The organism is Paraburkholderia sp. EB58, assembly GCF_050436665.1.
GTDB lineage: Bacteria > Pseudomonadota > Gammaproteobacteria > Burkholderiales > Burkholderiaceae > Paraburkholderia.
The window spans coordinates 97,097-110,514 of record NZ_JBNDMQ010000006.1; the positions used below are offsets into that span (position 1 = coordinate 97,097).

Sequence of the window (13,418 nt, forward strand, 5' to 3'; positions counted from 1 at the left end):
CATCATGACGAGCGCTGCCCAACCGTCCCACGCCCTGTTGCAGATCGCGATCACGACCGGCGAACCCGCCGGCGTCGGCCCCGAACTGACCGCGCAGGCGCTGGCGGGTGCGGCAGCTCACTGGCCCGATGCACAGTTCATCGTGCTGGGCGATGCGCAACTGCTCGCCGAACGGGCCAAGGCGGTCGGCGTGGACTGGGCGGCATTATCCGGTGCGGGCCGCGCTCCTGGTCACGAGCGGGTTCGCGTGCAGCATCAGCCGCTCGGCGTGCCGTCGCAGGCGGGCAAGCTCGACGCGGCCAACGGCCGTTACGTGCTGAATCTGCTGGATAGCGCCATTGACGGTGCGCTGGCTGGCCAGTTCGACGCGATCGTCACCGCACCGCTGCAAAAGAGCACCATCAACGATGCCGGGGTGCCGTTCACCGGCCACACTGAGTATCTCGCCGAGCGTACCCACACGCCGCACGTGGTGATGATGCTGGCCGGCACCGGCCAGCGGCCGCTGCGGGTCGCGCTGGCCACCACGCATCTGCCTTTGAAGGATGTGCCGGCGGCGCTGACGATTGAGAGCATCGTCGATACCCTGCGCATCATCGACCACGACCTGCGCCACCATTTCGGCTTGCCGGCGCCGCGCATCCTCGTCACCGGCCTGAACCCGCATGCGGGCGAAAACGGCTATCTGGGACACGAGGAAATCGATGTGATCGCGCCCGCCTTGAAGCAGGTCAACGGCGAGGGCATCGACGCCCGCGGCCCGTATCCGGCCGATACGCTGTTCCAGCCGCGATACTTGAACGAAGCCGACTGCGTGCTCGCGATGTTCCACGATCAGGGCCTGCCGGTCCTGAAATACGCGACTTTCGGCGAAGGCATCAATGTCACGCTCGGGCTGCCGATCATCCGCACCTCCGTCGACCACGGCACGGCGCTCGATCTCGCAGGCACCGGCCGTGCGGACGCGGGCAGCCTGATTGCCGCTATCGACACAGCCGTCTCGATGGCGCGCCACCGTCGCGCCGCCTGATTTTTTTCCGTTCCTTTTTTGTAGCGTCTTTCGATGTCCACCAGCAGACAGCACCAGGGCCATTTCGCGCGCAAGCGTTTCGGACAGAATTTTCTGGTCGATATCGGCGTGATCGATGCGATCGTGAACGTGATTCGTCCGCAACGCGGCGAACGCATGGTCGAGATCGGGCCGGGCCTCGGCGCACTGACCGAGCCGCTGATCGAACGCATCGCCACGCCTGAGTCGCCGCTGCATGCGGTCGAGCTGGATCGCGATCTGATCGTGCGCCTGAAGAAGAAATTCGGCGACCTGCTCGAACTGCACTCGGGCGACGCGCTCGACTTCGACTTTGGCTCTCTGGCGGCGCCCTCGGCGTCCGGTACGCCTGGTACGCCGGACGGCAAGCCTACGCTGCGGATTGTCGGCAACCTGCCGTACAACATTTCGAGTCCGCTGCTGTTTCATCTCACTTCGTTCGCACACTGCGTGATCGACCAGCACTTCATGCTGCAGAACGAGGTGGTGGAGCGGATGGTGGCGGAGCCCGGCAGCAAGGCGTTCAGCCGGCTGTCGGTGATGCTGCAGTACCGCTACGTGATCGACAAGCAGCTCGACGTGCCGCCTGAGTCCTTTCAGCCGCCGCCCAAGGTCGATTCGGCAATCGTGCGGATGATTCCGTTTGCGCCGCATGAGCTGCCTGAGGTCGACGAGCGTGTGCTTGGCGAGGTCGTGACCGCGGCTTTCTCGCAGCGGCGCAAGATGTTGCGCAATACGCTGGCAGCATTTCGCGACAGGGTGGATTTCGAGGCGCTTGGCTTCGATCTGCAACGTCGCGCCGAGGATGTGCCGGTCGCCGAGTATGTGCGTGTCGCGCAGATCGTGGCTGGGTCAGCTGCGCGCGGCGCGGCGCCGGAGCAAGCCTGAGCGCTTGAGCGCGGCTGAAGGTTAGGCCGCGCTGCGCCGCGCCGGTGCGTTGACGAGCGCAATGCCGGTGAGCACTAGCAACGCGGCGAGCAGAAACCGCCCGCTGAACGATTCGCCGAGCAGCAGCACACCGAAGGTGACGCCGAAGAGCGGCGTCAGAAACGAGAACACCGACAGACGCGACGCAATGTAGCGCGTCAGCAGCCAGAACCAGATCAGATAGCTGACGAACGCGACGACTACGGCCTGATACGCAAGGCTCACGAACGCGATTGGCGTGAGGACGGCCACTTTGACCTGACCCAACCCCGCCGCAAGGGCGAGCAACACCACGGCCGACACCGCCAACTGGTAGAACAGCGTTTTGCAGGCGCTCGACTGGGCGAGGCGCGAGGCGCGCACCACGACCGTCGTCGCAGCCCACGTAATCCCCCCCAGCACGCCGAGCGCGTCACCAGTCAAGCCCGCGAGCATCGAGCCCTGGTTGGCGCCATGTGCATGCGTGAAGCCGTCGGCAAACGCCAGCGCCATGCCCGCGAAGGCGAAGATGATGCCGGCCCACTGGATGCGCCGCATCCGCTCGCCGTCGACGAACCAGTGCAGTCCCAGGGCGGTGAAGCACGGCGCGGTGTAAAGAAACACGGCCATGCGCGACGCGCTGGTCAGCGTCAGGCCCAGAAAAATGCAAACGAATTCGCTGGCGAACAGGATGCCCGCGAGCAGTCCGGCGCCGAGCGTGCCGTCGTCGCGAAATAGCGGTGTTCCACGGGCGCGCGCCCAGCCCCACACCAACAGCGTCGCGATGGCCGAGCGCAATCCGGCCTGGAACATAGGCGGCAGAAATGCATTGGTGCTCTTGATCGCAACCTGCTGGAGGCCCCAGATTGCGCATAGTGCGATCATCGTCAGGATGGCGAAGCCGTCGGGGGTGCGGCGGACCGGCAGGGCGGTGGTGCTCATTGTCTCGGGTTTCGCCTGGTTATCGCTTTAGTTGCCGCTTTAGTTGTTGTTTCAATTACCGCCTCGATTAGCGCGACGGTTGAGGCTGTCAGCGCGGAGGGCTTCGGTCTGCCTCCGCTGTACGATAACAAATCCGGCACACGGTGGGTTCGATGCCCCCATCGTTCGCGTGTATTCAGCCGTTCTGTTGCAATCCATCGCGCATGGACGATTACCAGCTCCAGCGCGCACCGGCGTTACCCTCGACAACGCTGCGATGCGCGCCATTCACGTTGGTCGTGTAACCGGCTGCCGCGTACACGCTGCCGTGCACGCTCAAACGTGCAGCGATACCGAGGCCGAACTCGGCCGCCGTCGCGGGAACGCTGGTCGGAATGACAGTGGTGCCTCCGAAAGTCACCTCGTCAGTGCCGTTGAAGTAGCGCCACAGGTTGGCGCGCAGGTACGGCTCCCAGACTGTGCCCGCGCCTTCGAACTTCCCTTCGAGCCGGAGTCCCAGGCGGCCGATCAGGCCGTTCGCGGCATGAAACGTCACGCTTGAGACGCCATCGTCGAGATCGTTGATCGACGTGTGCTGCCAGATCAGTTGTGCTTGCGGCTCGATGCGCAGATTGGCCGGCAGCGGAATCGGCAAGCCGGCTTCGAACGACGCGGCTTCGGCGTAGCCATGCGTGGAGGCGCCGATGTTCTCGTAGGACATCGGGCTGATGGTGAGCGAGCTGCCCATCAGAACGGTATCGGTGTACCAGCCGCCCGGGCCGACATGGGTCCAGTAGCCGCCGGCGTTGTAGGCGTTGATCGAGAGGTGTCCCGCTGCGAGATTCGGAAAGCCGAGCGCAAAGCCGCTCACGTCGCCTTGCGCGCGGGAAAAGCCGAGCATGAAGCCGTAATGGTTGCGCTGACCGCCTGACGTCGAGTCGGCGTAGAGGTCCTGGCCGACTTCTATCCCACCCATCGTGCCGCTGAACTCCGGATTCACTGCGCCGCCATTGCTCAGCGTAGCGTGTTCGCCCCATACGCGTGTCCACGAGGCCGGTACCGCGCCGGTCTCATTCAGCAGGGATTGCGATCCCTCGCGGTCGTGGAAGGTGCCTATCTGCTCGAGGCCGAGTGCGCGTGCGAGTTCTGGGACTTCGGCGTAGACAGGCACCTCCATCCGGTAGAGCGGCGTGGGTGCCGAGCCCGTCGGCGGCGCGGACGGAAGGGGTGGTGTGCCGCCGGCGGCGAGCGGGCCGCTGGGAGTGGGCGTTGGCGTGGGAGCCGGTGTGGGCGTAGGCGTAGGTGCGGGCGTAGGCGTAGGCGTTGTAGCCAGGCTCGAGCGCAAATACCAGTTGTCCGCCGTCCCCGCACTCACGCCGCCTTTGAACAGATAGTACGTGTAGGCGCCTGCAACCAGCGGCTTCGGCAGCGTGAATGTGCCCGCGGCCGTCGTCGCGCCGTCGGTTGCCTGCACGACCATGATGCCGTCCGTGACCGTCGCAGCGCCTATGCCGCCGACGTTCGTAATTCCTAGCGTCGTCTTTCCCGAGCCAGTGCCTTGAACGATCACCAGCTTGTCGCTCGCCGAGCCGTCCCCGTTGAGCACGCTTTGCAGCAACAGCCTGCCGTTGAGTCCCACGTAGTTCCCGTTCACCACCAGCGCATCGGTCGTGCTGGTGCCGCCGTTGGTGAGGTCGATCGTGCCCGCGTTGTTGACAGTGACAAGGTGCCCACTCACCGCAGGGGTGATCGCGGGGTCCCCCAGACCGCCGGCGAACAGAGTGCTGGTTGAATCGAGCGTGAGCGTGCCCGTCAGCGTGCCGCTGTTGCCGAGCGTCAGACCGTTGTTGTCGAGGGTGAGTTGGCTGCCGTTCGTGGCGTTGATGGTCGACCAGTTCGTGAAGCGGCTAAGGCCACTCGCTTGAGTGTCGCTGAAGTTGAGGACGCTGGAGACATTGCCGCCCGCGAGCAACGGCACGCCGGCGAGGTTGGTATCGGTGAGGCCGGTCAGCGTCGCGGTATCGTGGCCCGTGCCGAGCCGCACGAAGCCGGTGATCGTGCCCGCGCTCCAGTTGAGCGTGTCATTGCCGGTATCGGTATAGATGGCGCGGCCATTGCCGCCCGCAATGGTGCCGGTGTTGTTGATGACGATGTCGTACGCGCCGATCGAGCTGATCGCCTGGGTAGTGGCGGCTTCGATGGTGCCGCTATTGTTGATGGTCGCGCTACCGTTGGCGATCGAGATCGCGACGTCCTCACCTGAGATCGTCCCTGCATTGGTGAAGGTGCCGCCGCCGTTCGCGTCGATGCCATTGGACTGTTTGCTCACAATGCTCGCGCCCGCTGCGTTGACGAGTGTTGCGCTGCCCGATATGAACGCGCCCAGGCCGCCCGAGCCGCTCGCGGTGATCGCGCCGGTATTGGTGATCATGCCCGGTGACCGGTCGTTCGAGGCGATCCCATGCGAACCCGTCCCCGAAACGTTGATGGTGCCGTTGTTGGTGATGACGTTATTGCCGGCCCCACCCACCACATTGCCGTTTGTGAACATGCCAGGCGAACCAGCCCCGGTCGTCGTGATGGTGCCGCTGTTGACGAGCGTGTCATTGACCGTCTCCGCGGCCATGCCTGCGGAGCCGTCGCCGCTCGTCGAAAGCTGGCCCTTGTTGGTGAGGGTGCCACCCCCTGGGCTTGCGAAGTCGTGCATCGCAACGGAATCGGTGCCGCTCGTCTGGATCACACCGCTGGTGTCGTTGAGCATCGTCACGGTCGCGGCGCCGTTGAAGAGGCCTTCCGATTCGCTGCCGCTTGTCACGATCGTTCCGCGGTTGATCAATACGTTCTGGCCTGCGCCGCTTCCCTGAGCCGAGATGCCATCGAAGGTGTCCCCGCTGACGGTGATGCTGCCAAGGTTGGTGACCGTGCTGTGGTCGTACACGAGAATGGCATTGTTGCCGCTAATGACGAGTTCGGTTCCCAGTAGTACGTTTACTGAAATGTTGGTACTACCTAATGTAGCCGCGACCGAGGTGCTCGAGGGATTGGGCGGGATCGTGCTGCTGCACGTAACGGTTTGCCCGCTCGCCGGCGTGGCATTGTCGCAGCCGGCCAGCGCCGGCGACACGCGCAACAGGATCAGGAGACCCAGTGCGGAAGAGGTGGATTCGAATAGGCGGCTCGGTACCAAGGGCGAACATGCTCGGCGCATACGTTCCTCTGTAGAGGGCAGACGACATCACTGCCCATGGGGTTCGCTGACGTGCAGAGTCGCCTCTTGGGGCGTTGGTTCAAGCGGATACCGTGCGTGGTGAGAATCAGAATAGGCAACGTATGACTGGGAGGCAATATTCAGATGCGTCAGAACGTGGCGTGAGATGGCGGGCGTGCGGCGAGTGTGTCAGCGTGCGAGCGGGTACATCTGGGCCGTGCGCCAATTCACCCGTTATCTCACCCGCTAACGCATCAATTAACGTAACAATCAAGCGCACTATTGCAGCGCATGGAGCTTGCGCCGTGAGCGTTGCGGATCGAGTAACGAGAAGCCTGCAATGCCCACCGCCAGCAACAATGCACCGGTGACTGCGAAGCCGATCTCGTAGCCGTGGCCATCGCCAGCCGCGCCGAGCAGCTTGCCCATCGCGAACGGTCCAATCAGGCCCGCCGTGGTGGTGATGGAATTAGTGATCGCGAGCAGCGCGCCGCGCTGGCCAACAGGTGCGACTTCCGCCACCAGCATCGGACCAAAGGTGAAGGTCTGGATTGCGAGTGCGCTGGCCAGTCCCATCAGCGCGACCTTGACGAACGGCGGCATGCCGAGAAACAGCCCACAGTAAGCTACCCCGCTTACCACGCAGGCGGCGCTGATGAGTGCGCCGCGCGCGCGCCGCGATGGCACGCCGCGCTTGAGCAGACGATGGGAGAACACTGCCAGTGCAATGCCTACCGGAATCTGCGTGGCTACTTGCGCCGCGAACAACCAGCCGGCCTGAGTAGCGGGAAAGCCGAGGCCGAGCCGGAAGTACGCCGGCACCCAGGTGAAGCCGACTGCGATCACCGCATACCCGACGAAGCATTGCAGCATCACGCCGATCACAGTGCGATCAGAGAGCAGGGTCCGATAGCGCAGCCGCGGTTGCCGAGTCACCGCGGCTGCGAGGGAGGGCACACTGCGTGAGCGCTGACCGGTTTTTCCGACGCACAACCACAGCACGGTCCACGCGGCACCAACCACGCCGAGGGTCAGAAAAGTGGCGTGCCAATGCCAGCGTTGCGAGATGTAGGTGAGCAGCGGTCCTGCAACGATCACCCCTGCTGTTGCACCTTGCTGAACGATCAGAGTGGGCAGGTTACGCTCGCGATCGTCGAACCATGTGTAGACCACATGCAGTGCGAGCGGCGATGCCGGTCCTTCGCCTGCGCCGAGCAGGATGCGGCAGAGCAGCAGGACTGCGAAACTAGTCGGCCACGCAAGCGGTAACTGGGCACAGGCCCACGTGAGCGCAAGCGCAGCCAGCAGCCATTTCATGCTGACGCGGTCGGCAATCAGGCCCACCGCGATGCCCGAAAGCGAAAAGAGCACAAAGAACGCACTGCCGACGAGGCCGAACTGAGCGTGCGTCAATTGCATGTCATGCATCATCGGAATCGCCACGAGACCGAGTACGGCCTTGTCGGCGAAGTTGATCAGCATGAACAGGAACAGCGAGGCGACGATAACCCAGCGGCGCGTCCGCGAGTGCTCGAGCGGCACGACCGACGCCGCGGGAGCTGCTGCAAGCCTTGAACCTTCTGCCTCAAGCATTCAATACTCCTGAGGGTGCCCGGTATGACCGCACGCCGCGGGCGTGCAATGCGGGGTGCGGCGAGGTGAGCAAACCCTGTCTCCTGAATATGTATTGTGCGACCTGTGCGGTCGTGCTGCCGTCCGGATTGCCAGGCTCTGCTGGCAGCGGCGAATATTCGCCCATTTGAGGTGGTATAAGGGAATTATTCAAGTGCAATCTGCTTATCGGAAACTTGCAAAACATGCATGAGATCAATTCACGCCGGCTCACCCACCTGATTGCGCTCGCCGAAGAGGGCAGCTTTGCGCGCGCCGCTGAACGCGTGCATTTGAGTCAGCCCGCGCTTAGCCGCAGCATTCAGGCGCTGGAGGAAGAACTGGGCATGAAGCTGTTCGACCGGGCGGCGCGCGGCGTTGCCATGACGGCGGCAGGGCGGCTGCTGGTCGAACGTGCGCGCCGCGTCCTTTTCGAGACACGGTGCCTGTTTCGCGACGTCGAACTGCTCAAGGCCCACGAACTTGGCGAGGTGCGTATCGGGCTCGGCCCCTACCCGGCCGTCGTGCTGCTGCCCGATCTGCTGGTGGAGTTTTCGCGGCGCTTTCCGAAGATCAAGATTTCTATCGAATTAGGCGAAGGGGATGCGTTGCTCGGCAAACTGCGCGCCGAGCAGGTCGACTTTCTGGTGACGGACCGGCGGGTGCCGCCCGTGACACCGGATGTCACGATGCAGCGCTTGCCGCGCCACGATGGCGCCTGGTTTGCGCGCCCCGGACATCCGCTGCTGACGCGTGGGCCCGTCCCGATCGCCGCGTTGCGCGAGTTTCCGCTGGTGTCGGTGACGTTGCCGGCGTTTATGAAGGACGCGGTGCACCGGTTGCTGAAATACCGGGCTCACGAGCAGATCCCCTTGCAGGTGGAGTGCAACGATGTCGCGGTGCTGAAGGACGTCGTGGCGCAGACGGACGCCGTATTGTTTGCCACTGGCTCGTCAGTGCGGCGCGATCTCGAGACGCGGCGGCTGGCACGCATTGCGCTGACCAACCCGCCGAAGCTGAGCCTCGAATTCGCGCTCGTGTACCTGGCAGAGCGCACCCCGTCGCCCGCGGCCAGTTCGGCGCTCGCGCTGACCGAACAGATCATGGATGAGGCTAACCACGCCGCGCAGCATTTGTTGTAGGCCGACTCATCGGCACAGGATTTACCCTCGGTGCGGTTGACAAAGCCAGGCTGATCCGTGACGATTCGGAATCAGGATTCCGTTTTTGATGGCGAACCGGTTTTGCCTTTGCTTCGCGTTTGCCCGGCATTGCCTGCGTTTGTCTCATCCGGCACCCGACCATCCCGCACCCTTTGCCTTGACACGATGTTGAAAGCCGCATGACAAGCACGCCTCTTCGCAAGCGCGAATCCTCTTCCGCCATCGCGGCGCCGCGTCAGACCCGCAGTCAGGTCGGCCTCGCCAAGATGCTGCAAGCCGGACGCGAGTTGATCGAGGCGAGCGGCAATCTCGACGATCTGTCCATCAACGATATTGTCGAACGTGCGGGCACGTCGATTGGCGCGTTCTACCGCCGCTTCGACAACAAGGACGCGTTCTTCGAAGTAGTCCAGGACCGGGTGATGGCCGAAGGTCTCGACTACGTGCGCGAGATTCTCGAGCGCGACCCGGTATGGCGCTCTAACGATGCAGGTACGCTCGCCGACGCGGTGGTGGCGTTTTACGTGCAGGTGTTCCGGCGCAATCGTGGGCTTTACCATGCCTCGCTGCTGCGGTCCTCGCAGCTCAAGCCGAGCTGGGATGCGGCCAAGGAGGCCAATCGCGAAGTGTTGGCGCTGCTCGCGCCGCGCCTCGTCGACGCGCTGCTTGCGGCGCGCGGCGCGCCCGCTTCGCAGGCGGCGGCTCTTGACTTCGAAGTGCGCGCGTCGGTACAGATGATCAATGGCTTGCTGGTGAATAGCATCCTGAACGATCCGGGGCCGCTATCGCTCGAGAGCCGCCGCCTGCGTCCGTGGCTGCAGACGGCATTTCGCCGCTGCCTCGGTCTTCCCGACGGCTGATTTTTTTAAGCAAAAAACGGAATAAGAATTCCGTTTCCGATTTTTTAAAAGCTGGCTGCCAGAGACTTGGCCAGCTTTCCTGGAGGAGACACTGCATGACCCGTTGTTGCCCTGCGAGCCTTCGCAATCCTGCTTTTGACGCGCCGCATGTCGGCGATCCGCTCGACGTCGCCTTCGATGCCGGCGTCAATCTCGCCTTCGCCATTGCTGCGCCGACGGTGCCGCCGCGGCTCACGGAACATTCGCGCCGCATGGCGCAGCGCATCTACCGCGTGGCCGAGCGGGTGTATTGCGCGGTGGGATACGCGATTGCGAACATCATCTTTGTGGTCGGCGACGATGGAATCGTGGTCGTCGACGCAACTGAGGCGGTATCGGCGGCGAAGCGTATCTACGAAGACTTTTGCGCGATCGATCCACGTCACGCCGGGTTGCCGGTGAAGGCGGTCGTCTACACGCATAACCACACGGATCACACTGGCGGCGTGCGCGCGTTCGTCGACGAAGCCGCGCTCGAAGCGGGGCAGGTCGAGATCATCGCGCACCGTACGCTGATGGACACGGTGATCAACAATGCCAATCTGGTTGCGCCCATTCTCGCCACGCGTTCGGCGTACAGCTTCGGCACGCTGTTGCCGGCCGGCGCGACCGGCAAGGTCAACGCGGGGATCGGGCCGGTGCTGATCGCCGAGCCGGCGAGCTTTTTCGCGCCTACTCGTGTGTTCGATGACGCGCTCGATATCGTGCTGGCCGGCGTGCGCTTCCAGTTCCGCTACGCGCCGTCCGAAGCGGACGACGAGATTGTGATGTGGTTGCCGGATCTCGGCGTGTTGTTGTCGGCGGAAGTGATCCAGGGTGAGTGCCTCGCGAACGTGCATACGCTGCGTGGCACGCGCTATCGCGATCCGGTGCGTTGGTACCAGACAATCGACATGATGCGCGGCTTCGGCGCTGCGCATATGGTGCCGGCGCATGGCCGCCCGGTGTCGGGCGCCGCGGCGGTTGCGGATGTGCTGACGGTGTATCGCGATGCCATTCAGTTCATCCACGATCAGACGATCCGCCACATGAACTTCGGCATGACGCCGGACGAACTCGCGGAAGCGATCCCTGCGTTGCCGCCGCATCTCGCACAGCACGCGTGGCTCGGCGAGTACTACGGCACGGTCAAGCATTCGGTGCGCCAGGTGTATTCGGGGCAACTCGGCTGGTTCGATGGCGATCCGGCGTCCCTCGACCCGTTGCCGCGTGTTGAGCGCGCGCGCCGTACGGTCGACATGATGGGCGGCACGGATAGAGTACGCGCCGCCGCGCGGGTCGCGCTCGGCGATAGCGACTGGCGCTGGGCCGCTGAACTGGCGACGCTGCTCGTGCGGCTCGACATCGACGATGCCGACGCCCGTAGCATCAAGGCCGAGGCGCTGCGCGAACTGGGCTATCGTACCGAGAACACCAACTGGCGCAACTGGTACCTGAGCGCGGCACGAGAACTCGAGCGTGCCTACGAGGATCTGCCGTTCGCGGGCAGCGCGAGCCTGGCGTCCACCGACGTGCTACGTGCCCAACCGTTACGCAATGTGTTCCAGCGCTTCAGCGTGTGCATTGATCCGGGTCGTTGTGCCGATCTGCACGCAACGTTAGTATTCCGTATTACAGATCGAGACGAAACCTACGCGCTCGAGTTGCGCCGCGGCGTATTGCAGGTTCATGAGCGCACGCCTGCGGCTGCGGATCTGCAGCTCGCGCTCAATACTGCGACCTTGTACGGACTGCTGCGCGATATCGCAGGGCAGTTGCCGGCAGGTCTCGAAAGTGGTGCGATAGCGCTGGAGCGCGGTACGCTTCCTCAACTGCGCGCATTCTTCGACAGCTTCGACCGGCCAACGCGGCGCATGCCGGCGCTCGCCAGCCGCTAGGCCTCGCGAACCTGCACAAGGAGGGATTGAGGAGATGGAAAAGATCTGGTTGAAGTCTTATCCGCCAGGCGTCTCGGCGGAGATCGATACGACGCAATTTGGCTCCGTTGCGGATCTGCTCGAGCGCAGCTTCCGCGAGCATGCGGCGGCACGTGCCTTTGTCTGCATGGGGTGCGAGATGACCTATGCAGAACTGGACGAAAAGTCGCGCCATCTTGCCGCGTGGTTTCAGGCGCAGGGTCTCGCGCAAGGCGCGCGGATCGCCGTGATGCTGCCGAACCTGTTGCAGTATCCAGTCGCGATGGCAGCGATTTTGCGCGCGGGCTATATCGTGGTGAACGTGAATCCGCTGTACACACCGCGTGAGCTCGAGCATCAGTTGAACGATAGCGGCGCCGAGGCAATTGTCATACTCGACACGTTTGCCGCCACGCTGCAGGCCGTGCAGGCGCGTACTGCAGTGCGGCATGTGGTGGTGACGTCGATTGGTGAAATGAAGGGCGCGGCGCTGTTTGTTGCTGGCGATTCGATTTCGGATGAGACCGTGCGGCACTCGCACGTGAGCCTGGGCGACGCCATCGCCCGCGGCGCCGAGGTGGGCTTCACGCCGGTGCGAATCTCCGCTGACGATGTCGCGGTGCTGCAGTACACAGGCGGCACGACCGGTGTCTCGAAGGGCGCGACGCTGCTGCATCGCAATCTGGTTGCCAACATCGTGCAATCCGAGGTGTGGCGCGAACCGGCCTACCGAAACCGCACTGATATCGGCCAGTACATCACCGCCGTCGCGTTGCCGCTCTATCACATCTTCGGCCTGACCATCTGTGCCTTGCTGACGATGCGCTGCGGTGGCGTGGGCATTTTGATTCCGAATCCGCGCGACATCTCCGGCATGATCGAAACGCTGCGGGGCTATGCGATCAATTCGTTTCCGGGCGTGAATACGATGTATAACGCGTTACTCAACGACCCGGCGTTCGCGACACTCGATTTTTCGAAGCTGGTGCAGAGCACGGGCGGCGGCATGGCGGTGCAGCAAGCGGTCGCGCAACGCTGGCAAGCGGCGACGGGTGTGCCGATTATCGAAGGCTATGGGCTGTCGGAGACCTCGCCGTGTGCGACCACCAATCCGCCCACTGCAACGTCGTTCAACGGCACCGTCGGCTTGCCGCTGCCGTCAACGGAGATATCTATCCGCGATGACGCTGGCAACGATGTGCCCCTTGGTCAGCCGGGCGAGATCTGCATTCGCGGTCCACAAGTGATGGCCGGCTACTGGAATCGTCCCGACGAAACCGCTCGCGCGATGACCGCGGATGGCTTCTTCAAATCAGGCGACGTCGGGCTGATGGACAAAGCCGGCTTCGTGAGAATCGTCGATCGCAAGAAGGACATGATTCTGGTGTCGGGCTTCAACGTCTACCCGAACGAGATCGAGGATGTGGTGGCAAAACATCCAGGCGTGTTCGAAGTGGTCGCGGTCGGTGTGCCGGACGAACAGGCGGGCGAAGCGGTCAAACTGTTCGTCGTGAAGCGCGATCCAGCGCTGACTGAAACGGATATTTTCAATTTCTGCAAGGAGCAACTCACCGGCTACAAGCGGCCCAAGATCATTGAATTTCGCACCGAACTGCCGAAGACGAACGTCGGCAAGATTCTGCGGCGTGCCTTACGCGACGAGGCCAAGCCGCGAGCGTAACGTCATCGGTTGCGCAGGTGCCTGACAGGGCTGCTTGGTCCTGTCGGCCCTTGTTGGGTTGTCAGCAGCATGGCGCGATTCCGGGT

At 63.5% G+C, this 13,418-nt stretch carries 9 protein-coding genes; 6 read left to right on the plus strand and 3 right to left on the minus strand.

Annotated elements, in window-relative coordinates:
* Positions 1-4: 4 nt before the first annotated feature.
* A complete protein-coding gene (gene pdxA, locus P3T40_RS11015; RefSeq protein ID WP_429267723.1) occupies positions 5-1,030 on the plus strand; it encodes a 4-hydroxythreonine-4-phosphate dehydrogenase PdxA in 1,026 nt (341 codons plus the stop codon).
* A gap of 33 nt (positions 1,031-1,063) precedes the next feature.
* The gene (gene rsmA / locus P3T40_RS11020; protein WP_429267724.1) at positions 1,064-1,936 is read left to right on the plus strand and encodes a 16S rRNA (adenine(1518)-N(6)/adenine(1519)-N(6))-dimethyltransferase RsmA; all 873 of its coding nucleotides are present in this window, start codon (positions 1,064-1,066) and stop codon (positions 1,934-1,936) included.
* 21 nt (positions 1,937-1,957) lie between these two features.
* On the opposite strand, the gene P3T40_RS11025 is transcribed toward rsmA, so the two are convergent.
* The 3 genes from P3T40_RS11025 to P3T40_RS11035 form a co-directional block, all read right to left on the minus strand.
* Positions 1,958-2,896, minus strand: a complete 939-nt coding sequence (locus P3T40_RS11025) for a DMT family transporter (RefSeq protein ID WP_429267725.1) — start codon at positions 2,894-2,896, stop codon at positions 1,958-1,960.
* Positions 2,897-3,107: 211 nt separating this feature from the next.
* Positions 3,108-6,083, minus strand: coding sequence for an autotransporter outer membrane beta-barrel domain-containing protein (locus tag P3T40_RS11030; protein WP_429267726.1), 2,976 nt, complete (start codon positions 6,081-6,083; stop codon positions 3,108-3,110).
* Positions 6,084-6,362: 279 nt separating this feature from the next.
* The gene (locus P3T40_RS11035) at positions 6,363-7,676 is read right to left on the minus strand and encodes an MFS transporter (protein WP_429267727.1); all 1,314 of its coding nucleotides are present in this window, start codon (positions 7,674-7,676) and stop codon (positions 6,363-6,365) included.
* Between the two features lie 224 nt (positions 7,677-7,900).
* Between P3T40_RS11035 and P3T40_RS11040 the strand changes: the two genes are divergently transcribed.
* The 4 genes from P3T40_RS11040 to P3T40_RS11055 all read left to right on the plus strand — a co-directional run bounded on the left by P3T40_RS11040 (position 7,901) and on the right by P3T40_RS11055 (position 13,332).
* The gene (locus tag P3T40_RS11040) at positions 7,901-8,836 is read left to right on the plus strand and encodes a LysR family transcriptional regulator (protein WP_429267728.1); all 936 of its coding nucleotides are present in this window, start codon (positions 7,901-7,903) and stop codon (positions 8,834-8,836) included.
* Between the two features lie 200 nt (positions 8,837-9,036).
* Positions 9,037-9,717 carry a TetR/AcrR family transcriptional regulator gene (locus P3T40_RS11045; RefSeq protein ID WP_429267729.1) on the plus strand — a complete coding sequence of 227 codons (681 nt, stop codon included), beginning with the start codon at positions 9,037-9,039 and terminating at the stop codon, positions 9,715-9,717.
* A 95-nt stretch (positions 9,718-9,812) separates the two neighbouring features.
* Complete coding sequence (locus P3T40_RS11050; RefSeq protein ID WP_429267730.1) at positions 9,813-11,633, plus strand: alkyl sulfatase dimerization domain-containing protein; 1,821 nt, start codon at positions 9,813-9,815, stop codon at positions 11,631-11,633.
* Between the two features lie 34 nt (positions 11,634-11,667).
* Positions 11,668-13,332 carry a long-chain-fatty-acid--CoA ligase gene (locus P3T40_RS11055; protein ID WP_429267731.1) on the plus strand — a complete coding sequence of 555 codons (1,665 nt, stop codon included), beginning with the start codon at positions 11,668-11,670 and terminating at the stop codon, positions 13,330-13,332.
* Positions 13,333-13,418: the final 86 nt, after the last annotated feature.